Raw genomic sequence first — 23,255 nt, 5'->3', positions numbered from 1 at the left:
AGGATCAAAACCAATGATTATCAGGAAGCCTAAGAAAAAGCGAATCATGGGTAAATGGATCATTGCTTTCTGGTTACTTTCAGCTGTAGGTGTCTTACTTTTGATGCCTGCTGAAGCGAGCGTGGCGAAATACCAACAAAATCAGCAGATTGCCGCAATCGATCGAACAGGAACGGCAGCAGAAACGGATTCTTCTTTGGATGTTGCTAAGATTGAGTTAGGCGATCCTGTTGGTATTCTTACAATTCCAAGTATTTCTTTAAAACTACCAATTTATGACGGAACGTCCGACAAAATTTTAGAAAATGGTGTAGGTATTACGGAAGGAACTGGTGATATTACAGGAGGAAACGGTAAAAATCCTTTAATCGCAGGTCATAGTGGACTTTATAAAGATAATCTTTTTGATGATTTACCTTCAGTAAAAAAGGGAGAAAAGTTTTATATCAAAGTTGATGGTGAGCAGCACGCTTATCAAATCGATCGGATTGAGGAAGTGCAAAAAGACGAACTACAAAGAAACTTTGTCACTTACTTAGAACCAAATCCCAATGAAGATCGAGTAACGCTAATGACATGTACGCCTAAGGGGATCAACACACACCGTTTTCTAGTGTATGGGAAGCGAGTAACCTTTACAAAATCGGAATTAAAAGATGAAGAAAATAAGAAACAAAAATTATCTTGGAAATGGCTTTTAGGAAGTACTGTTTTTCTTTCAGTCATGATCATTGGTTCGCTATTTGTTTATAAAAAGAAAAAATAAAGGAGGGTAACCAACATGAAAAATAGAAAATGGCTATTTGTTTGTGCAGCCGCTCTTCTTTCTTTCACTGCCTACACACAGTTGATGTTTGCAGACAGTCAAGAAAGCACGGATAACACAGAACAAACGATGCAAACGTCAGATAGCAGCACGATTCAAAGTAGCGATGAAACCGTCGATTCGTCAACAGTTGATTCTTCAGAAGAACCGAAAATTGCTGAAGACGATCAAATAGTCAAACAGACTATTCACGTTCAAAAAATTATTTCTTCCGAACAATTAGACAACCAGGGGCAAAAGCTTGAAAAACAAGAAGGAGTAAATGGCGCGAAATTTTCTGTTTATGATGTATCGGACATTTTACAAAAGATGGATGTTAAGGATCTCACTACTGACCAAATTGAATCCCAATTAAAAGATCGAGTGAAAAAACTATCCAGTGATCAATTGAAGCTAGTTTCTAATGGAGAAACAAAGACAATTGATCAACAAACAGGTGTCTTTGAATTCTCGGTAGAAGTACAGGCAAATCAGAAACAAGCTTATTATATTGTCAATGGATCAAGTCCTGAAAATATTTCTAATAGCGAGGATATTTTGCTTTTAACACCTGTTTCTGATAAAGACGGTGAATTTTTAAAGGATGTGTGGATTTATCCTAAATCAGAAGCTTCGCAACCTAAAGAAGAAGTGAAAAAAATCGTTTCTACTGGCGTAAAGAAAAACTTCTTTGAGCATTGTTGGGATTTTGTTACTCACTTGTTTTCTAGAAATTAAGGAAGAAATAAGATGAAATGGTTCAAATTATTATTATTCAATCTTTCTTGTTTAATCGCAGTCTTTTTATACTGGGGTTTATTATTTTCTCAACTATCTATTTTACCAAGGTACCAACCATACCTAATGAGGATTTTCAGCATACCAGCTGCTTCTATGCCGCTAGATATTATGGAAAAACTCATTAGGAATCCATTATTTATTACGGCCAATTTGATCATTGTAGTCGGAATTTCACTAGTTATTTACAAAAAAGAGGGGATGAAGGGATGAATTTTAAACACTCGTGGACAAGACGGTTAAAATATGTTTTTCCCATAATGATGATGTTAGGTACATTGTTTGGATTAAAAACAACCAATGTCTTTGCTGAAAAAGTTATTGTCGATCCGTCAAATCCAATCCAGAACGTAAAGAATAATTTTATTATTCCAAAAGATGTACCGAATGCTAACGCCACAATCAAAGTCTATGATTCAGGATCTGTTCAGAAAAAGCATTTAGCAGCAAATCAGGGCAGTGCTTGGGGGAATATCAACTATTTAACCGATAATAATATTGCTCTAAACACGCGTTATCCTTCTTTTCAAAAGAATTATGGACAAACTTCATTAATTATTGATAATGTGACCTCAAAAACTCGAATTGAAGCAGATTACGGAAAAATTGCAACCTATAAAGGAGAAAAAGTTAATGTAAAGCTTGTTTTTTCTGATATTAAACTATTATCTGATGAATTTCCTTTTGCCACTTTAGGTGATCCTTACAAAGCAGCTTTTAATAATGCGAATAGTTCAATTAGTAAAAGCAAAAAAAGACTACTATTCTATATTTCAGATAATCTATATAGTGGGTTTCATTATCATGCCTCACAAATGAACGTACAACTAGTAGTTACACATGATGATGGATCACCAGTAATATTTGATGGAGATACGTTTATTAGCTTCAATTCTTTGAATCCAATTGCGAAGAATTCAAATAATACTCAAAGAGGGGAATACGCTTACTATCATGGCATGAATAATTCTGATTGGTATGTAACGAAAGATACCGTGTTAACTGAACAGAAATCCTATTACAATAATTTGACTGTAGTTGGTGGAAATAACAAGGCTCCATTTGATAAAGGTCTTTATTGGAATGATCATTATGATGAATTAGGAAGTGAAAAGTTCAACCAAGCGACAGTATCTTTTCGAATAAAAGGATCGAATCCTTTATTTGTTGTAGGTGGAAATTTTGCTACATGGTCAAGTTTATCATCTGCAACTCTTTTTAGTGTTGTTCCTGATCAACCTGAAAAAACTGGTGTCAATAAAGATGGGAACGACGTTAATAATAAGGTTTTACAAGAAGGAGATACGATTCAATATCGAATCAAACAAAAGGTAAACCGTTTAGGAGTAGATTTGCTGGCGGTTTATGATCGATTTGAACTGATCGATAATTTGCCTAAAGAAGTAGATTACATCGATGCACACGTAGAATGTGGATCAAATAAAAAATTCGATGTATCTGGTGAAGTAACATATGACAAATCTAAGCACCAGGTAAAATATGTAGCGAAAGCTGATACATTAAAAAATCGAATGAAGTATAACGGCGAAACTTACGAATTAGTGATCAATGTAAAAGTCAATGAGTTGGCCAATCAAAATAATGTAGCCAAAAATCAGGGAACGTCGATCATTAATAAAGTAGAAAAGGATACAAATATTATTACCGTTTATTTCCCTAAAATTCCAGTGAAAGAAGTACAACAAAATGGAAAGGATGTAAACGGACGAAATGACGGTAAGAAGGGTACGCCGACAGCTCCTTTAAGCGCGGGCTCTGAAGTACAATATCTAGTCACACAAAAATGGCACACAAAAGGCGTAGACTCTGCGTCAGAACACTACAAGCAATTTAGTATTCAAGATCCAATTGAAGCTCGTTTGTCGTATAAAGAAGGTTCTGCGCAAGTGATCGATAAGAGTACAGGAAAAGATATTACGTCTGAAGGCACACTAACCTATGATAGCAATTCAAGAACGCTGAAGTGGGAAGCTTCCGCTGACTTCTTAAGTAATAATCTTTTAGATGGACGAGAAATTCAGCTGATATTTACAGCTAAAACCCCATTACAATCAGAAAAAAATATTGATAACCAAGCCGTAGTAGCAGTAGATAATGTTTCAAATAAAACGAATGTAGTGACAATTGGTGTTGATCCTAACTTGCCACAAGTCATTGTTCCTAAAACAGGTTCTACACATTTAGTAACAACTTTAGTGGTCAGCTTACTATTACTTGTGTTAGCTACTTTTAGTTATGTAATTCTTAAGATCAATTAAGCAAAAAAACAAGGCTGATTTTCAGCCTTGTTTTTCTATTTGAAAATTGGATTAGCACTAATAAATACGTTGTCTGAAGAAAGTGATCCGTCTGCAGAAACTTTATAAGCATGGGATAGACCAACGATGCTTTGATTGTTGTAAAGCAAGTTTGCGTTATGAGCAGGGCTATCTTTCCACATAATCATGGCATTCACTGCTCCTGTATCTGAAAGGATATCGTCAACGTAAAGGTAGAAACTATTGATATTTTCTCCTTTGGCACCGTAGCAACCTAAACTTTCTAAGAGATCTTGAAAAGTACCGCCGCCAGGACGATAATGACTGAAGCTTACTTGTAATTCTTTTGCACGAATATCTGCAGCTTGTTGAACGATATCATTGAATTGCATTGGGGTAACGCCATTTTGTTGACGATAGTTATTTAACCAAGCAAGTTCTTTTTGACGCACGTAGTTGTTTAAATCACTTAATGAGATATTTTTGTATTTGAAAGTGATCGTTCGATTTTGGTCAACATTATTGATTATACGTTGTCCATTTTTATCAACGGTAACAGATGAATCGTCATTTCTACACAAGAAGTAGTTTTGATCGGTCATATTTTTCCAAGAAGTAGAGAAACTATCTCCCTCGTAAACCGTTTGTGTTTCAGTAGATAAAACAGCGTTTGTGTCAACGTTTATATGGTTCACAGTGACGTTGTATTGATGAGTATAGGCAAAATTGATTCCTTGATTGCTTGTAACGTTGTTTAAAGTCACAGTGTTGCTAGAGCTTTCTCTAGGGTCAAGAACAAAATTAGTGAACGCAGGTGCTTCAATTGTGATGCTTTGTCCATAAACGACAGGATAACTCTTACTATAATTATAGAGTTCTTGGATATTCGGATCAGTATCCGACACTTTATTTGGACGAGCTTTCACTTCAACTAGAAAGACTTCATCATAGTAAAAAGTAAATGTGGTATTTGTGTTAATCATTTGTGTTTGTGTTTCATTTCCATTTACTTGGTACTGTGGTGCTTCAAAGTTAGTCAAGTCGGTTCTAGCTTTTGCAGTGTAACTTGTACCAGCTTTTACTGAGACATGTTCTTCTTTTAGCAACGTTCCAGTTTGTCGATTCATATGACGGACGGTTACCGCATATTCTGAAGGTTTGGGTTTGTGTTGTAACCCTTTAAATGCAGAATCAAGACTATTTTTAGCATTATTTACTTGGAATTGAGAAGCTTTGGAATCGTCTAGTACTTTTTTAGCATTGGACAAAGCAGTCTGAAAATTATTCCAAGATCCTTCTGTATAATCTCCTTTAGCAGTTGATTTTACTTGGTTGTACAAGGCTTTTAATTCCGTTTTGTTCACAGTAGGAGCTGGTTTTTTCTTTAATCCCTTGTAAGCAGAATCTAATGTATTTTTGGCACTATCCACTTGTTTTTGAGTTGCTTTTGAGTCATTTAACACTTTTTTAGCATTGTTTAAAGCGGTTTGGAATGCGTTCCAGGTATTATCGGTATAGTCACCTTTCTTAGTTCCCTTAACGCTCGTATAAAGAGCTTCTAAAGCTGATCTATTCACTTTAGGTTTAGAGTTATCAGCACCATACCAACCAATACCTTCGTATTTCCAGCCATAGTCTTTGGTTAACCATTGTACTTCTTTCCAACTGGCTGTGTAATGATGTGAACCAGATTTTACACCAGGAAGGAAAAGGCGATAGATCGGTTTATTATTTTTTTCGGCAGAACGCCATGCAGGCCCTTCATAAGTCCAACCGTAATTTTTGGTCAACCATTTCACTTCGTCCCAACTAGCTGTGTAGTGATGATCGCGAAGGCCTTTGTTATAAAGGCGGTAAACTAGGTAACCACCACTTGTTGGAGCTTCCCATGCAGGGCCTTCATAATTACCCCACTTAATCTTTACTAGGTGATCGCGTTCTTTTTTGCTAGATGTGTAAAAATGTTCATGATTATTAGGATTGTAAAGGCGATACATGACGTTAGTTGAGGCAGCGTCAACAGATCCAGCAAGAGCAAGTGTGGCAGCAAATGTTCCAATAGTTATAACAGTTTTTGGGTTTAATAATTTCATGTTTTCAACTCCTAAAGTTAATTAAAATTGTTTACATGATCATTGTATATCGGTAAACCGATATAGTCAATAAAAAAATAAGAAAAGCCTTATATAATTTTGGCTTTCCTTATTTTATTTGTTAGTTGAAGTATTAATATCAACGATTTCTTCAGCTAATTTATTTAATTTTATAGCATTTATGAATCTCATGTTGTCTATACTAGAGCGTTTATTGGCAAGGTCACTTACTGTAGTTAAGGGTACGCCAGATTCTATGGATATAGAACGAACTGATTTACCACTATCAAACAGCAACCATTCAATTTTCTTTTTATCAGCGTACATTGTAATGCTCCCTCTTGATTTTTCTTTATTATATCTCTTTTTTATAATAAATCACAGTATCAAGAGAAGAAACTTTCTATAGAAAGGTGGGAAATTATGAGTATCCGTTCTCCATGTCCCTAAATGTGCTTTGTTGCTACTTTCGTTATTTGATATACTAAGAATATACAACGAAAGAAGGAATAAAATGAAGAAAAAGCAACTATGGTTTGTCTCTATGTTTGCAATATTTTTTATTATTTTAAGTGGATGTTCAAGTAACAAGAAATCTGAAGCTAAAAAAGATAATAGTTTATTGCAACCAGGAACCGTTTGGAAAAGAGAATTAGGTGGAAATTGGTATAAGCTAAAAATAATAGATGATACTACTTGGGAATATTCTGAAGAAATGAATCCTGAACCTGTACAGGTAAGCGTAGAAAAACAAAAAGATTATCAAGGATTAGAGAGATATAAAGTAGTAGATTCTGCAGGTGTCAGGGAATTTATCAATAAACCAGATTATCTTTTTATTGTTGTTCCTTATGAGAAAGATGGTGTACAAAAAATGATTTTGCTTGGATCTAGCAAGGATGAAAAGCGAACAAAAGAGAAGTTGATTCATGATGGATCAGAGTTAAATAAATATAAGTTACAAAAGACTAGCGAATGATTGCTGGTCTTTTTATTTACCCTTAAGGAGGAATCATAGTGGCAAAAGCTAAAACACCATTTGAAAAAGCTGCGGCTAAAATCTTAGAACGCCGTGGTATTTCTGAAACACAGTGGAAACAAGAAATCCTTGAAAAAGCACAATTTGATCTATTACGAGGAAAAGATAAGGACTTAGAAAGTTATATCTATCAACGTGAACGTGAAAAACTTGTATTCGATGAAATTATTAAACATTAAAAGGAGCGAACAATCTTATGTTTGAATCAATTACAATGAATTTTTTAACACAACCGAAAGTAGTAGCTGCGGTTGATATTTTTAGAGCATTACAAACTGCAGCAACTAGTTTAAAAAACAATCTGATGATTTTTGCTGCTGTTGCGGCCGTTGCCTCCATTGTTCTTGGGGGTATTTTCTTTTTCTTTGGGCGAAGAGGAGCTGAAAACGGGAAGATGCACGTCGGTTATGTATTGATGGGTGTAGGAGTTATATTAGCTGCTGCCTCTATTGTGGTTTCGTTATTTGGAATGTTTGGACAAACCCCACAGGGATTATAAAAACAAAATGAAGGAGTAAAAAGTAGCTATGTACTTTTTACTCTTTTTTTTATGAAAGGAGAATACTCATGTACTTTACGATTGCAGGCAATACCAAAAAAGATAAAGAGTTAATAAAAAAAGCAACGAGGGAAGTAGGAAAGCGTACTTCTTTTTTACCGAAAGCAAGTAAATATTCTGTCATTGAAACGGAAGAACAACTACAAGTATTAGGGAAAGTACTGGAACAAGAGAATCAATCTTCTGTTGAATTGACCCTCACATTGCATGATACGGAAGGAAAAATAGAAAAGGCTGGTACAGAATACGTTTTTGGACCGCTGAATTATCAAGTTTCAGAAGGTTTCTATAATACATTAATGGATTTAATTCGTCTTGATGTGTTTAAAGAAACGGATGAAAACATGAGTGTGGAAGAGTCTTATCGAAACGAAAAACTGCTACAAGTGTTAGAGGAAGAGCTAGAGAACGATCAAATAAAAGTGAATCAAGTGAGTGAAGTCGAAGTAAACGAAGAAGTACCATGGGAACGACCAATCTTTCCAAAAGATGACCCAAAAGAAAAAGGGGAAGATTTTGTTGACGAACAAGTTGACATTCCGACTCAGAAATCGATATTTGAGGAAGAGAACGATGTGATGGGTCAGTTGGAGATAGATCCCTTTGAAGAAACAATGGAGAATGAAGAGACGGCCGAAGTAGAAGTTGATCCAGTTGAAGCTAATGAAGAGCCAACATGGACTGAAGGGGATTCTCAGGAATATATTGAACCACTTATTGGTGAAGAAGTAGAGAAAAACGAAACAGAAATACAAAAGGCAACTGGATTTGATTATATTTTGGATCAATATCCTCCAGAACAAGAATGGATGAAAGAAAAAAACAAATTATTTTTAAATGAACTTTATTCGAAATATCAATTACCTCAAACATATCAAGCTTTTCTAGAGAGTAAAGAAGAATTAATCTCACAAGGGAAAGGTACACTTTTAGAACAGTTAGAGTCTGTCCAATCAACAAATTGGCATGAGCTTGCACAAGAAGATTTATTAGCCACCTTTGAAGAACGTCAACAGGAAACAGATCAAGAAATTAATGAGTATGCGACGGAACAGTCGTCTAATTGGGAGAAAGTAAAAGAGGAACTAAATAAAGAAGAACAGCGAGTGATTGAAGAAGAAGTACAAAAAATTAAAGACCGCTACGAAAAGAAACGAGATAATGCGTATACCTTGTGTGTCGAAAAGATTAATAATTTTACTCAGACGAATCAAGAAGCATTATCGAAAGAAAAAGAAAACTTATTAAAAGAACGTATAAGAGAACGAAAAGAAGAATTTTATCGAGGCTTGCGTACAGATAAGCTAAAGATTAGCAAAGAATTAAATGAACAACTGAATAAACTTTATCAAACAACGACTAAAGTTCTTATGGAAAAACACGAGCAGATACAGCAAGAATTACAAACACAAATTCCAAAATGGAAAAAAGAGTATGCAATTCAACAACAAGAATTGAAAGAACAAGAAGAAAAACAACGGCAAAAAGAAAAAGAGCGCGAACAGTTAGAACTAAAAAAACGTGAACAGGATCTTGCGGAACAACAAATGGCGTTAGAAAAACAACGGTTAGAGCAAGAAAAGGAAAAAGAAGCAGCTGCTCGTAAGGAACGTCAAGAACAAATGGATACATTGCGACAAGCACAGTTAAATTATCTAGCACAACCTCAAACAACGCCTTCAGTAGCTGCTATTCAAACGCCAGTGAACAATCAAACAAATCTAACGCCTTCACCACAGCGTTCCTTTAACGGATGGATGGTGGGATGTATTGCAAGTTTAAGCTTGCTTCTAGGTGGAGGAACAGTATTTGCTCTTAATCATATCAATCAATCTTCACAGGCTGATTCTGTAGCCACAACGGCGTCAATCAAGGAAGAAGCCCAGGAACAAGAAAGAAAAGAATATGAACAACAATTAGAAAAATTATTGAATCGTACCAACCAGTCAACAACAGAGTCAAGTGTGGAAAACAGCAAAGAGAGTGATTCTAGTAAGACCAAAGAAGGATCAAGCGATTCAACTGTACACTCAAACTCTTCCGAAAGTTCAGAATCAAATGAGGTGAAATAATGCGTGTTAGAGAAACAACGAGACGAAAAGACAAACGATTCAATTTAGAAAAGAATAGGTATCTTTCTCATTTCTATCGCTATACTCCTTCAGGAGAAGAACTACCAGAAAAACATGATAAACGAGTAACACAGAAATTTTTTTATAGTGGGATTGTATATCTTCCTTTAGAGTATCTATTAACAAGAGTACCAGAAGTTTTTAGCCGTTTGGAAATTGTTAAGGGAAGCTTACAAGGTATAAATATATTCCAACTAGATGAAGTACCAAAGATTTTTCAATTCGATTCTACAGGTTTTTGGAATCCGTTTACTCCTACAACTAGTTTGGGTACACGTTTAGTAATTTCAACAGTTTGTGTGGTTCCAGCAGTATTGTTAGGGCTAAAAATGGACATGTGGTTTCGTCCATTGGCAGACGGGCAAAAAGGAGATAACCGATTAAAAACGTTAAAGGAAATCCAACAAATTTATCCGCAAATACCAGAATCAAAGGGAGGTTTTCCTGGTTATGGCGGAATACCAATTACTCATTATAAAAAGTACTGGTATATTCAGACGGATACAGTAAATACTTGTATTGTTGGTACTTCCCGTTCAGGGAAAGGACAGATAGAAGTTTTAGCAACCATTGACAATTTATCGCGTGCAGAAAGACAAAGTTCAATGGTTGTTAACGATCCAAAAACTGAATTGTATGTAGCTAGCAAAGATGAGCTAGAAGCCAGAGGCTATGATGTTTATGCTTTTAATATCACTGATCCGTTACAGTCAATGAGTGATAATCCATTGGCACTCATTGTGAAATACTGGAAACGAGGAGACATAGACACAGCAACACAGTTAACCAATACTTTCACAAATACGATTTATTATGATGCGAACGCTTCAGATAACAAATATTTTAATGAAAACGCGCAGAAAGCTGTCAATGCGCTTATTTTTGCGTTGTTAGAACAAGCCGATCAAACAGGAGATTACTCCAAATTGACACCGAATAATCTCGTTGAACTACTTTCTGAGATTGGTGGTTTTAATTATCAAGATCCTGAGAATGAATTCAAACAGCTCAATGCTTTAGATGAATTCATGAATCAGTTACCGCCTGGAAATATAGCAAAAAAACAATATGGGGCAACGAAAATTGGTTCTGACAAAGCAAAAGGAAATATTCTATCAACAGCGATCACAGGACTAAATCCATTTACACTGACGAAAATTGCCAAAATGACTTCTCAATCAACCATTGATTATAAATCGGTTGGTTTTCCCAAGTATTTGGATTTGAAATTACATGAAAGTCTTTTAAATCAACGAATCATAGTGGAATTTTATCATAAAGGAAAGAAATTCCATGAAGAACGAGTGAAAGTTGGTTATAGAGGTTTTTGTGAAATCAACTTTGATTGTCACTTAGAACAGGGAGATCATGTTTGCTTAAAATACGATCATCAAGGAAAAGAATATGTTGCTTGGTATGAGTTTTCTCAAAGAGTATTGAAAGATGAAGAGGGAAATATCGTTTATCGAAAAAAACGAGGAGAAACCCATTTGCCAGAATTAGAAAAAGAAGCCGTCCTAACATTAGATGAAGATAAAAGTAACTTATTAGTAGAGTCTATTCGGATGCACTATACCGATAAACCAATGGCTATTTTTATGCTCACACCTGATTATGATCCATCTAACCATATCATTGTTAGTATTTTTCTTAGTCAGTTATATAAAGAATTATCTACGCAATGTGTTAAGACTAAAGGAGATAAATGTCACCGCAGGATTCATTTTATTTTAGATGAATTTGGGAATATGCCCCCCATGGATAATATGGAAGGAATCATGACAGTCACAGCTGGTCGAAACATGTTGTGGAATCTGTTTATTCAGTCCTATCAGCAACTTTATGCGAAGTATGGGGAACAAAATGCAGCGATTATCAAAGAAAATTGCCAAACACATATCTATATTATGTCTACAGACGATAATACGATTGAAGAATTTTCTAAAAAAGTGGGGAATAAGACGGTTGAACAAGAGAACAGTACCATCAATTCATTAGGTATGAATACTCATATCAATCGCAATGTTGATTCAGATCGTATCTTAACGCCTGAAAGAATATCTACATTTTTAGAAGGTGAAACGATTGTACTTGCTCCTTTAAAACGACAAGATTTGAAAGGTCATAAAATACGTCCGTATCCTATTTTTAATCATGGGGAAACGAATCTTCCTTATGCTTATCAATATATTGAAGATTTCAATCCATCGTGGGATATCAATGATATAGACATACATTGTACACATGCGGACTTGGATCTTAAGGCCTTGCAAATTGATTACGATTATTTTCTACCTGATATCTATGCACGTCGACTCTATCACAATATGCACGATCAAATAGAAGAGGAAGCTAAAGAAAACATTTTTATTAAAATCGTTCAATCTTTAGACAACTCAACAGCACAAAAGTTACTTATTCAATTTTATGAAGAGAAGCAAATAGATCGTTTGCAAGAATACCTTGAAAAATTACGACAAAATGAAGAAATTACAGAGGTTATAAGGAAACGGCTTATGTTAGAAGCTGAAAAGGTGGTGAAAGAATGATTATTGGAGGAATTTTTTCTGGTATTACCGACTGGTGGTCTGGCTTGTTTGGAGAAGGTGATGCAAATCCAAAAGTCGTGACGAAAGTATTACAAGAGTATAGTAATTATCTGCAATATCAAGATGTGTTCAGTTGGATTTGTAATACTTTTTTATGGGGATTGATTAAAGGATTATATAATCTCAATACATTGCTAGAAAAAACAATTTATCAGAGTTTTGACTTAAAGGACATATTGAAAGCCGCTGGTGTTAATGAATTGTTTCAGAGCTTAATTAGTAAAGTTTTAGGTCTTTTCTGTGTCGTCACGTTAATCTATTTAGGTTTAAAATTTTTCATGAGTAAGCACCCACCAAAACCAAAAAATATCTTGGTCAATTTATTTATGGCCATGATTTTGATTTTTGGTGGTAGTTCTTTAATCGATGAAGGGTTAAATATCAGTAAAAATTTTTACGAAGATGTGACGGCAGCAAATAAAGCAGATAAAACTGGTTCACCTGCCTTTCAAATTATTCAAAATAATGTGATCGATGTAAGTACATTACTAGCAACTGATCCCAATAAAGTAGAATCCCTACCAACAGACAAAAGAAATGCCTTGACTGCTAAAAATTTTAAAACAGCAAATATTAATTCAGTGATTATTCCTAAGGAAGCCGCTGAGATGGCTGGTAATGATAAAAGTGGGTTATCAGACATACAAAAAGATCGACTAAAGGCATTACAATATCGATTAGAGTTGGATGATAATGGGAAAGAAATCCCTGTGGAGATTAGTGATGAAGGGTTAGCAAAATATGTATACACTTCGGGTTATCGTCGATACATTAGTAAACCAGGAATTATTTTAGCTGGTGAATCTTCTTTGGCGGTGGCCTATTTATTCATATTATTTACGATTGTTACTTGCATTATTGAGCTGGTATTTAAGAAATTCTATTTAGTGATTGCCGCATCAACGGACTTTGAAACAGGACAACGGATGAAAAGTGCGATAGAAGATATTTCTCAGTCCTTCTTATTATTGGCGTTTACGATTTTAGAATTAAGAATCTATACATTGATGCTCTCGGGTATCGGTGATCTGCATGCGGCAGGAAAGATCAACGGATTCTTATATGTTGTTGCTTTAATTGTGTTAACCATTGCATTATTCAAAGGCTCTCAATCTGTTACAAAGATTTTCGGAGTTGATACGAGCCTGAAAAACGGTAGCAATTCTCTTCTTAGCATGTTTGCCTTAGGAAATATTGCGAAAAATGTTGGCAGTGGGGCTAAAAACCTTGCAAGTGCTGGTAAGAGTGGTTTAAGCAATTTAAATGATATTCGTAAAAATGGATTTGGCAATCGAAAAGATGGTACTCCTGATAACGGGGAAGAACAACCAGACGATAAAGCTACAACAGTACCTAATAGTAAAAAGACAGTTTCCGAAATGTTCGGGAAAGCGAAGAATGGTGTTTCTAAAGCCGCAGAAGGTCTTGATTACGTCAATGAACGTGGGTTAAAAGGAACGGCTGAAGATCTTACAGAAAAAGCAAAAGACGCCTTAGAAGAAAAATTAGACGGCACGAGAGCCAAAGAATTGGTTGAAGCTGTGAAGAATCCATCCGAAGCACTAGAAAAACAAAAAGAAAAAGCTTCAGAAGTCAAAGAAGGACTAAAAGATGCGTATGGTGAAGGACAAGTCAATGCAGCAGTGAAGGCAAATACAACAAGTGAAAAAGAAAATCAAGAAGGTGCAGCGATTCCTTCAGCCAAAGATCACCAAGATGAGTTACATTCTAACGAAAATTCGATCGGAGAAAAAGATTCAGAAGAAGGACAACATGGTCAGTTACCAAAAACCGATCCAGAACAATATCGTTATAAATCTAACATTAATTCTGAAAACGAAAAACGCATTTCAGATTTACCAAAACGAAATCAAGAAGTACAAACGGATGATGATTCCATCGATCTGCCAAATGATAATGGAGTCGAAGTTGGAACTGAAAAATCAACGAAAATTGGTTTACCTAAGGCACAAAATTTACCAATGAAAGATAGTCGTTTGAATCAATTCAAAGAGAATGATCAAAGCTTTGTTCACCAATCACCTGCAGGTACTGTTCAAATGAAACCAAGTCGTTTGCCTGAAAATGGAAATCTGACAACTGTTTCTTACAATTTAGCTGAAAGTGGTGAGACAGGGAATGCGTCCGTTCAAAATATTGTGACAAGAGAAGCTGCACCAGAACCTATTCAAAAAGTTCACACAGGTTACAAGCCAGCAAATGTGGCATTTACTACACCAACAAAAATAAATGTAACAAGAGAAACTAAAAACAGGAACAATGAATTGAAAGAACAATTATTGAAGGATATCAAACCATAAAAGGCCTACGAGTTAGGCCTTTTTTCTATGTATGAAAAGGAGAAATCATTTATGGATAAATATATAAACATGAAAAATCCTCCAAGATTTAGTGGGGAATGGAAGTTTTTCGCCTTTTTCTTTTTAGATCTATTAACGCTGGGTGGTTGCTTTTTTTGGGCGAAAATAGTCAATAATCTTGTCCACTTACCACTCTTTTTTGCACTCTTGAATTATGGTTTATGGATTGTGATAGCTTTAGTGATTGTTTGGCGTCCCTATAATAACCCTGGTCAACGACAAATTTTTGCGATTATCGAGTCTATTTTTTTTACGGACAAGAACCATTATCATGCGTTAGATCCTAACCGAAATTATCATGGTACGTATATGGAGGATGAATAAATGCGAGTCAAAGGACAAAATTCAGTGGATAAGAAATCCATTTTTCAGTTTGGAAAACCAGAAGAACGATCGATCTTGGATTTATTTCCTTATAAATCCTGTACAGAAGAAGGAGTCTTAATTACTAGAGAAGATCATTTTCAACGTTATTATCGTGTAGTTTCTACAGACGTGGAGGGATTAAATGAACAAGAGAAACTAGAACGAATGAATCAGTTGACCACCGTCATGCGTACGTATGTGCCAACAATTAAGTTAGTTAGTTTGACCACAGAGACGGATCTAACGGAGCAAATCGTGCAAAAGCGTCAGTTATTAGATAAAAATCGTATGGAACAGTCCTTAGGAAGAAATCTGCAGCGATTAAGAAAATATGAAAAGAAATTAGTAGAGGAAATCCAGGAATTGAAACGAGCAGAACAGGAACGTCCTGATTTAAGCTTCTTTTTCATCATTGAAGGAAAGACAATCAAGGATTTACAAACCAGAAACCGTCAGTTAATGCGATCTAGTGGCATTTTAGGGTTAAAACCACTCTACAAAAAAGAATTGATCAAGATTCTTTATCGAATGAACAATATGAATGATGAGTAGGAATGGAGAAGAGAGAATGAAATATCCGTTGATATGGTTAGAAAAAGATGTTCCGAAGGAAGAGATCACTAGAAAATTTCCTCACACTTTAAGCCTGGATAAGTTGGGAAAAGGGCAATTTTTTAACCAAGTAAAGAATCAAACAAGAAGAGGTGACTGTACATGTTAGAAGCGATTAAAACAGCTTTTTCACCACAAAATGATCAAAAAGTACTTGATCCATTAAAGCAACTAGGAAATCGGGAAATAGAAATTTTAAAATCCAAAGGGTATGATTTAGATTTTTTAAAACAAGTGATGCCACAAGGTGGATTAAATTTCGATGAAGAGTATGTGACCTATGGAAATGGTTATTCCCGATGTGTGACAGTTTATCACTACACAAAAAATCCTACGCTTTTTTGGTTGGCCAATCTCATGAACAATCCTCATACAGTGGCCACACTCGATGTTAGCACAGATGAAAAGCAAAAAGTGATTGATCAAATCAACCGCGCGTTAGATGAATTAAATGATCGATCGGATAATGAACGAAAAGCGACTGACCGAAATAAAAGTGCGGAAGAATACCTGGAACTAGCGGAATATGCCAGAAAATTGACTTCTAATGGGGAAATTTCTAAACAAGTCAAAGTGAGAGTACACGTTTATGGAAATACGATTCAAGAAGTAGACGAACGATCCCAGGAACTGATTGAAAATCTCAAAGGAATGGGTTACCGTGCGGTGACCTATCTGCACAAAACGAAAAGAGACTGGCAATCGATGTTCACTATGTTCGATGAACAAGCTGAATGGTTTGGAAATATCAAAGGGCAATCACTGCCATCGTTAAATATTGGTGGAGGATTCCCGTTCCACCACCAAACGCTAAAAGATCCAGGAGGGACACAATATGGGGAAACCATGACAGGCGGCCCATTTGTCTGGAATGCGACGTATAAAAATAGTGTACGGTTGTCTACTAATACCTTGCTTCTAGGAATGATGGGAGCTGGTAAATCGACCGTTCTTAAAATGATCGCGGAAGCCCATTTAGCTGCAGGAGACTTTATTTGGGGCTTTGAAAAGGGAAAAGACTTTATTCCTTTCTTAAAGGAATATAACGGTATTATGGTGCGTTTAGACGGATCTGACGGAATGATCAATCCTTTAGAAATATTTGCGACACGGACGTATGATGAAGCTTCCAGTTTATATGAAGATGAATCAGTCAAAGATTTAAAGATCAATGAAGCAGCGTCCTATCAAACACATTTAGACAAAGTGGTCTATCAGGTACAGTTAGTGAGCCCTCAGCTAAAAGGAACGATGAAAGCAGAATTTAAGACTTACTTGAATCGTTTTTATGAAGAGTATGGAACAGTGCCACGTGGCTTTACTTCCTCGAATGCACGGTCAAATACTGAGACGCAAGTCACAGGGAAAGATCCAGAAGATTATCCGACGTTCAACGAATTTTTAGCCTTTTTGGGACAATTGGAACTTCCAGGTGCTTCCCAAGAGAAAAAGAATCGAAAAGAAGAAATGGAATCCATTGTGGAATCCTTATGTGAGACGTATGGCATGATCTTTGATGGTCATAGTACGATTCGACATCTTGACCGACAACAGTTGGTCTTTTTTGACATTGACTCCATCACTGGATTGGATCGTGGGGTACAGCAATGTCAAATGTACATGGCTATGACGTTGATTTGGAACCAGGCATTGATTCAAGGAAGAAGACAACGACGTTTAATTAAAGAAAAACAAATGGAAGAACAAGACTTCAAACGCTTCTTGGCAATGATTGATGAGTGCCATAATGCGATTAATCCAGATTTTATTGAAACGGTCAATTATGTCACAAATTTCCAACGAGAAATGCGTAAAGTAGAAGCAATGACTGTTTTAGCGACACAATCCCCACAAGAAATGGTGCCAGAAAATATGTCTTCTGATAACTTCTCGAAACTGAAGAAAGTCTTTGAATTTTCTTCTACGAAGATCTTTATGCGTATGGACGAATCTATTTTACATCATATAGAGGGATTAGTTGGTAAATCAATGACGAACTCAGAACTAGAATCCATTCCTCAACAAAATCAAGGAGATGCTGTGATCAACTTTGGATCAAAAGAAACCATTCGTGTTCATTTTAGTCCGAACAAACGTCAATTAAAATTGTTTGATGGAGGAAAATAATGGAAAACCAAAATGAAAGTTTAATTAAGCAGTATGTTAAGCGTCGTGTAAAGCGGCGCTTATTTTTATGGCTGTTTGGTACTTCTGCAGGTTTGATTACTATTTTGATCACTGTGTTTGTGACCCTATTTCTAATACTTGCCGCGGGTTCTATTGATAATTCTGATTCAAGTAGTGGTGGCGAAGCTTTTACAGGAGAATATTCGGAAGGATTACCCATTTATAAAGAAATCAAAGGAAGAGGACAATTTTCAGATGAAATCGCACAATACGCTGTAGGTGCAGCCGTGAAATATAAATTATTACCAAGTGTAATTCTTTCGCAATACGGTTATGAATCAGCGTTTGGTACATCGGCATCCGCAAGAAATGATCTCAATTATTTTGGGATTACGTGGTTCGATGGCTGTTTATTTCCAAAAGGAACTGCACGAGGAATTGGTGGTATTGAAGGTGGTTGGTACATGAAGTTTCCTAACTCTAAAGCAGCCTTCTCATATTACGGCTTTATGGTAGCCACACAATCAAATTTCAATGCTTGTGTAGGAAATAAAAGCCCTGGCGCAAGCTTGTTGATCTTAGGACGAGGTGGTTACGCCGCTGCAGGAATTACTGAAGATAGTGCGTATTATAAAAATTGTATGTCTATTATTAATAAAAATAAATTAACAGAATATGATGAATTTGCGATCAAACATTGGGGTGAAGGTGGTAATAATAACGGAATAATAACTGGTGAGTGGACGAACCCATTCCCTGGCAGCAGTTTAGATAAAAATTCCTTTAGCGGTGGGCAATTGTTTGGAACGAATCCAGGAGGAGAGTTCCGACCAAATGGTTTCCATGATGGATTAGATTTTGGTTCAGTCGATCATCCAGGAAGTGAAATTCACGCGGTGCATGGAGGAAAAGTCGTGTACGTTGGCAATCCTGGTATTTCAGGGTTAGGGGCATGTGTGATTGTGATTAATTACGACGGGTTGAATATGGTGTATCAAGAATTTGCGAATAGTACAGGAAATTCTCGTGTGAAGGTTGGTGATCAAGTGAAAGTTGGTCAAGTAATCGGGATACGAGATACCGCACACTTGCATTTAGGATTTACGCGAATGGATTGGCGTCAAGCACAAGATCACGCATTCATTGATGATGGTACATGGATCGATCCATTACCATTTTTAAACAGCAGTAAAAAATAATTTAGGAGAAAAAATATGGAAAATAAAACGTTAAAAATCGTCTTAACAGCTGCAATTAGCATTAGTTTAATCGGCAATATCGCGTTGTTTTGGCAGCTGAAAGAGGAACAAGAGATAAATACCTATAAAATTGAAGAAGTGGCTAAAAACGCGTCTGAGAAGCTCAAAAAAAATTCCTCTGAGGCACAGGTGAAGATCGACAAGTTAAATCAAATCATCAATGAGAAAAACCAAGAAATCGATCAGCTGAAGCAACAAGATGGCACAAAAGCGAAAGAGGAAGTAACTGAAGCACAAAGAAAAACGGCAGAAGAGTTCGGTCAATTGGCCATTGATAAATCATTAAGCAGAAATGAATTAACGGAAAAACTAAAAGATGTAGCAACCCAAGAAGTGATCGACAAATTAAGTCCTGCAGCCGATGATCACCAACAGGATGATTACGGAAGTTACTCCTTTACATTAGGTGAAGTACAAACTTACGCTCAAACAAGCAACGAAAACGGTGAACAAAATTTTGTGGTATTTGTTGATTATACAATCGGAAATCCCCAATTCAAAGATGTCAAGCCACAAAAAATAAAAGGTGGGCTGACTGTCACTGAAAAACAAGTCGATGGGCAATGGAAAGTCACAGACTTTAGTTATTTCACTCGATAGGAGGAGAAAAATGAGTAAGAAGAAAAAGCCAAGAGAACGTTTTAGAAGACGAAAAAGTTATCTTCAATGGCTGGGAATCTTTATGATTCTCGGCTTTTTAATCCTTGCTAGTCCGATTTATACGCATCAAAAGGTAGACATACCAGATGAAGTAAGCACGAACGCATTTTTAAACACGAAGGAACTGACGATGGTTTCAAAAGAAAAAGGAGCGAACCAGCAATTAGTTTTTGAATTTGCGATCGACGATGAAGATCAGAGCTTATTAAAAGAACTCGCTAATCTTAATTATCGTGTAGAAGTAAAGACAGCTAAAGGGGATTATCAAGCAATAAAGGCCAAAGTGATCAAAGTTTCTGATGATTATTTTGTAGTGAAGCTATCGCATGTACCAGAAGAATATATCGCCATGCGTTTAACCATTATTCCTGAAAAAATTGATCCAAAGTTGGATATGCAAGAACCTCAAGATCTGATTTTTTATGTTCACGAAGATAAGATCAAAGATCACGTGAAAGATGAAGATTATCAACAACATGCGATCAATTACAAAGTGAAAGGATACAAGAAAGAACAAAAAGCGGCACAAAAACAAATTGAATCCTTCCAAGCAACCATTGATTTGAATGAAGAATTAGTAGAGAAACTAAAAGATCAATTGCCATATCAAGTCGCAGACGATCAGGAAAATACTGAAAATAAGATTAATGGTTACCAGCAAGAAATTGAAACATCGAAAACGCAAATGAAAGATCAAGAAGAGATCATTCAAAAACTTCAAGAAAAAATTGATCGTATGACAAAAGAAAATATTTAGAAGAATAGGTGGAGTAAAAGAAATGAAGCGAGCGAACTTGGTCGGCAAAGGTACTTTCGCTGAGCAGAAAGTATTGATTAAAGCCTATCTCAAAGTTGTAAAAGCTAAAGACATTTGTCAAGAAGTGAATTTATCTAACACAACAATATCTGAGTTGAAGAATGGTAGAAAGAGTTTAGATACCTTAAAATTCAGATCATTTGAAGCTCTATATGTAGCTGCAAAAAAATATTTTACGGCTGACAGAAAATAAAAACAGGAGGATTTTATGTTTTATGAAGTCGAAGCAAGTCTAAGATATTGTATTGGAAAATTGTCGTTAGATGGAAGAAATATCCCACAAAACAAACCATACATTGGATGGAAAAGTGATGCTTTAGAAGTATCTAAGAAGCTTTCTATGGAAGAAGATGAGCTTCAATGAGTTCGATCAATTTGAACCATTTATTTGAAGATATTAGTAATCATTTTCAACAATTTTCAATTGAAGATAATGATGAATTGATGGGATTATTTCAAATAGAAAAAGAATACGACTATTTGACATTTATTTGTTGTGAAGGAAGAATCATTGATCCAAAAGAATCAAAAATCATTTCCCATTTAAAACGATTCAAAAATTATATCAGTAAAAATAAAGAAACTATTTCAGAAATAAAATTTGATGGAACAACAAACTTAGAATATTTAGTAAGAGTCACATATCAAAGAAACCGTCGACTGATTGAAGATGATCAGGGAGTTTTAATATGTGCTGGTGAAGAATACGATAGTCTCAAATTTACTCAGCTAAAATTTGAAAGTATTGGTCGTTCTATTTATTTTGAGTCACGACCATTTTATATCCGATATAATGATTTTCAACATTTGTTTTTACAAGATGAATCAAATGGATTCACCATTTTAGAACAAAGAAAGACGAAACAAATTGCATTATCTTACGAGAGTTCCCTCACGTTCATGGATTGTTCCTGTGAATCAATATTAAAAAAAAATCAATCCGTTTATTAAAGAAATGATGGGAGAAAAGGATTCATTGCCTTTCGCTTGGGCTGAAATTATAAAAGCAAAAAATAAATATGAGTTATTGTGTAAGAAGTACCCAACAAAAAGATTTACTAAAAAAGTAAATAAATATCCTTTACGTTATACGTATGCGTTGATGAAGATAAGAACAAGGGTAACCAGCAAACAGTTTAGAAAAATAGAGGCTGCGATGGAACAAAAAAACAATGATGTTTTTCCCTCAGAAGTATTTAGATTTGTAAAGAAGAACAGCCGTGAATTTGTAAAAGTATTATTAATTAGCTATGTTCAAACGTGTATTTTACCAAGTTTTGCAACAATTATTTTATCTGATTTAATTGACATGAGTTTTTCTTTAAATAAGAAACTCGAATTCAATTTTAAAACAGAACTCGGATTATCAAGACAACATAATCAAATTGTTGAAGAATATAATTTGAAACAAGCTAAAAGATTAAAAACATTCAAATTAAAACAACATGGTAAATATAGGTTGCTTGTCAAACATTTACAAAGTCATCCTCACTTTAAATTGATTAAAACAAGTAAGGAACTCTTTCTAGAAGGATCAACTATGCACCACTGTGTGTATAGCTATTTAGAAAAAATACAAAGAGGTGGTTCAATTATTTGGAAGTACGAACGTCAGAATCATCGTTATACAGTTGAAATAGAGAAAAGAAAATATGGAAATTATGAAGTGGTACAATGCTATGGAAAATACGATTCATTACCAGATGAACAAGAACTTCAGGTAATCAGAAAAATTGTAGAAGCTATTCCTTACAAATGATTTAACAGCAAGTTTTTCTTATTTTTTAAAGAGCATAAGGAAACGTGGGAACACTTTTTAAAAAAAGTGTTCCAATAGGCTGTGCCTATTACGTTTCTCAAAAATAATTGTGGGAACAAAATATTTAAAAATAGGATAGTGAAAGGATAGTGAAGGATAGTAAAAGGATAGAAGTAGGATAGCGAAAAGGATAGGCTCCTTTTCGCTATCCTTTTTAAATTGGAGGAATTAATATGGAAGTAAGAATAAGAAATGTAGATGAGAAAATCGTAAGAGAAATTGATCGAAGATGTGACGAACTAAGTAACCGTACAGGAAATAAATGGAGTCGTAATGATTATTTAAAATTACTAATAGAAAATGATTTTGATCGTCCTTTGATGGAATATAAAAAAGAAAAGTTTGATCAGTTATTAGAAAAGTTTTCAGAAATTCAAAGCTATAACACAAAGATATTAGAAGAATATGTTAGCCAAAATAATCGTATTTTAGAAATCTTGATCGAGCAAAATAGAGGAAGTGAACTTTGATATGACAAAGGTTATAGACAAACACATTTACTTTCACCAAACACATATCGATGTGTTGGATGAAATTATTTTTACTCATGCAGAGGTTAAAAACTATAGTGAAGCTGTTCGCTTTTTATGTATGAACTATGATCCAGAAGTGGAGAAAAAAGTAAATTCCAATCAAGCAAAGTTGAATGGAATGAGTAAAGAAATTTCTATTTTAACCGAAATGGTTTCAGAGTTTGCAGATCTTCATTTGAAAGATACAGGAATACTAATTGGTACAAATTCAACGGTTTACCAAGAAGCAAAAGAACGTGTGGAAGGAAAAATTAAATCCAATCAAACCAAAAAATATTCCCCTCAGTTGAAGAAACCTGTGAATGAATCTGTTCATGCCAGAGTAGATACATTTGATCCAACGAAGATTCTAAAAAGATAAAAGTAG

The 23,255-nt window shown here is 35.2% G+C and carries 24 protein-coding genes; 22 read left to right on the top strand and 2 right to left on the bottom strand.

The window, feature by feature from the left end; all coding sequences use genetic code 11:
* The first annotated feature begins 13 nt into the window (after positions 1-13).
* From AB3H93_RS12300 to AB3H93_RS12285, 4 genes are read left to right on the top strand one after another with little or no spacing between them, the layout of a single operon-like run.
* Positions 14-766, top strand: a complete 753-nt coding sequence (locus tag AB3H93_RS12300; protein WP_002293487.1) for a class C sortase — start codon at positions 14-16, stop codon at positions 764-766.
* Positions 767-781: 15 nt separating this feature from the next.
* Positions 782-1,543, top strand: a complete 762-nt coding sequence (locus tag AB3H93_RS12295; RefSeq protein ID WP_081115416.1) for a pilin N-terminal domain-containing protein — start codon at positions 782-784, stop codon at positions 1,541-1,543.
* 12 nt (positions 1,544-1,555) lie between these two features.
* Positions 1,556-1,816 (top strand): hypothetical protein, encoded by a 261-nt coding sequence (locus tag AB3H93_RS12290; RefSeq protein WP_081115415.1) that lies wholly within the window; start codon positions 1,556-1,558, stop codon positions 1,814-1,816.
* A complete protein-coding gene (locus tag AB3H93_RS12285; RefSeq protein WP_081115414.1) occupies positions 1,813-3,882 on the top strand; it encodes an isopeptide-forming domain-containing fimbrial protein in 2,070 nt (689 codons plus the stop codon). The genes AB3H93_RS12290 and AB3H93_RS12285 overlap by 4 nt, the downstream gene beginning before the upstream one ends.
* 35 nt (positions 3,883-3,917) lie before the next feature.
* Here the strand turns inward: AB3H93_RS12285 and AB3H93_RS12280 are convergent, their stop codons facing one another.
* Together AB3H93_RS12280 and AB3H93_RS12275 are read right to left on the bottom strand one after the other, a co-directional pair.
* Entirely contained in the window at positions 3,918-5,975 is a 2,058-nt protein-coding gene (locus tag AB3H93_RS12280) for a CAP domain-containing protein (RefSeq protein WP_081115413.1), read from the bottom strand.
* A gap of 114 nt (positions 5,976-6,089) precedes the next feature.
* Positions 6,090-6,302 (bottom strand): hypothetical protein, encoded by a 213-nt coding sequence (locus tag AB3H93_RS12275; protein WP_081115412.1) that lies wholly within the window; start codon positions 6,300-6,302, stop codon positions 6,090-6,092.
* 187 nt (positions 6,303-6,489) lie between these two features.
* Between AB3H93_RS12275 and AB3H93_RS12270 the strand changes: the two genes are divergently transcribed.
* The 18 genes from AB3H93_RS12270 to AB3H93_RS12185 all read left to right on the top strand — a co-directional run bounded on the left by AB3H93_RS12270 (position 6,490) and on the right by AB3H93_RS12185 (position 23,249).
* Positions 6,490-6,954: a hypothetical protein gene (locus AB3H93_RS12270; protein ID WP_081115411.1), complete on the top strand. Its 465-nt coding sequence runs from the start codon at positions 6,490-6,492 to the stop codon at positions 6,952-6,954.
* Between the two features lie 32 nt (positions 6,955-6,986).
* Positions 6,987-7,193 carry a DUF5415 family protein gene (locus AB3H93_RS12265; RefSeq protein WP_228197618.1) on the top strand — a complete coding sequence of 69 codons (207 nt, stop codon included), beginning with the start codon at positions 6,987-6,989 and terminating at the stop codon, positions 7,191-7,193.
* 17 nt (positions 7,194-7,210) lie between these two features.
* Positions 7,211-7,513: a hypothetical protein gene (locus AB3H93_RS12260; protein WP_059355957.1), complete on the top strand. Its 303-nt coding sequence runs from the start codon at positions 7,211-7,213 to the stop codon at positions 7,511-7,513.
* Positions 7,514-7,581: 68 nt separating this feature from the next.
* Positions 7,582-9,645 (top strand): hypothetical protein, encoded by a 2,064-nt coding sequence (locus AB3H93_RS12255; protein ID WP_081115409.1) that lies wholly within the window; start codon positions 7,582-7,584, stop codon positions 9,643-9,645.
* Positions 9,645-12,254, top strand: a complete 2,610-nt coding sequence (locus AB3H93_RS12250; protein ID WP_081115408.1) for a VirD4-like conjugal transfer protein, CD1115 family — start codon at positions 9,645-9,647, stop codon at positions 12,252-12,254. Before AB3H93_RS12255 ends, AB3H93_RS12250 begins: the two co-directional genes overlap by 1 nt.
* Positions 12,251-14,635, top strand: coding sequence for a pLS20_p028 family conjugation system transmembrane protein (locus AB3H93_RS12245; RefSeq protein WP_081115407.1), 2,385 nt, complete (start codon positions 12,251-12,253; stop codon positions 14,633-14,635). Before AB3H93_RS12250 ends, AB3H93_RS12245 begins: the two co-directional genes overlap by 4 nt.
* 51 nt (positions 14,636-14,686) lie before the next feature.
* Positions 14,687-15,019, top strand: a complete 333-nt coding sequence (locus tag AB3H93_RS12240; RefSeq protein WP_081115406.1) for a DUF5592 family protein — start codon at positions 14,687-14,689, stop codon at positions 15,017-15,019.
* Entirely contained in the window at positions 15,020-15,613 is a 594-nt protein-coding gene (locus AB3H93_RS12235; protein ID WP_081115405.1) for a hypothetical protein, read from the top strand.
* A 162-nt stretch (positions 15,614-15,775) separates the two neighbouring features.
* Positions 15,776-17,800: a VirB4 family type IV secretion system protein gene (locus AB3H93_RS12230; protein ID WP_081115404.1), complete on the top strand. Its 2,025-nt coding sequence runs from the start codon at positions 15,776-15,778 to the stop codon at positions 17,798-17,800.
* Positions 17,800-18,999 carry a glucosaminidase domain-containing protein gene (locus AB3H93_RS12225; RefSeq protein ID WP_081115403.1) on the top strand — a complete coding sequence of 400 codons (1,200 nt, stop codon included), beginning with the start codon at positions 17,800-17,802 and terminating at the stop codon, positions 18,997-18,999. Before AB3H93_RS12230 ends, AB3H93_RS12225 begins: the two co-directional genes overlap by 1 nt.
* Before the next feature lie 15 nt (positions 19,000-19,014).
* Entirely contained in the window at positions 19,015-19,659 is a 645-nt protein-coding gene (locus AB3H93_RS12220; RefSeq protein ID WP_081115402.1) for a hypothetical protein, read from the top strand.
* Between the two features lie 10 nt (positions 19,660-19,669).
* Positions 19,670-20,476, top strand: a complete 807-nt coding sequence (locus AB3H93_RS12215) for a hypothetical protein (protein WP_081115401.1) — start codon at positions 19,670-19,672, stop codon at positions 20,474-20,476.
* A gap of 22 nt (positions 20,477-20,498) precedes the next feature.
* Positions 20,499-20,729, top strand: coding sequence for a hypothetical protein (locus AB3H93_RS12210; protein ID WP_081115400.1), 231 nt, complete (start codon positions 20,499-20,501; stop codon positions 20,727-20,729).
* A 15-nt stretch (positions 20,730-20,744) separates the two neighbouring features.
* Positions 20,745-20,900, top strand: a complete 156-nt coding sequence (locus AB3H93_RS12205) for a hypothetical protein (protein ID WP_179130730.1) — start codon at positions 20,745-20,747, stop codon at positions 20,898-20,900.
* A complete protein-coding gene (locus AB3H93_RS12200) occupies positions 20,897-21,487 on the top strand; it encodes a hypothetical protein (RefSeq protein ID WP_225478997.1) in 591 nt (196 codons plus the stop codon). Before AB3H93_RS12205 ends, AB3H93_RS12200 begins: the two co-directional genes overlap by 4 nt.
* A 25-nt stretch (positions 21,488-21,512) precedes the next feature.
* Positions 21,513-22,295: a PcfJ domain-containing protein gene (locus tag AB3H93_RS12195; RefSeq protein ID WP_229065678.1), complete on the top strand. Its 783-nt coding sequence runs from the start codon at positions 21,513-21,515 to the stop codon at positions 22,293-22,295.
* 233 nt (positions 22,296-22,528) lie between these two features.
* Positions 22,529-22,825 carry a hypothetical protein gene (locus tag AB3H93_RS12190; RefSeq protein ID WP_002293513.1) on the top strand — a complete coding sequence of 99 codons (297 nt, stop codon included), beginning with the start codon at positions 22,529-22,531 and terminating at the stop codon, positions 22,823-22,825.
* A 1-nt stretch (position 22,826) separates the two neighbouring features.
* Entirely contained in the window at positions 22,827-23,249 is a 423-nt protein-coding gene (locus tag AB3H93_RS12185; protein ID WP_081115399.1) for a hypothetical protein, read from the top strand.
* Positions 23,250-23,255: the final 6 nt, after the last annotated feature.

This window comes from Enterococcus sp. C74 (assembly GCF_040887125.1).
Classification (GTDB): Bacteria; Bacillota; Bacilli; order Lactobacillales; family Enterococcaceae; genus Enterococcus_B; species Enterococcus_B hirae.
The sequence above is the reverse complement of the archived record's forward strand: the minus strand, read 5'-3'. Positions and strand labels throughout refer to the sequence as shown.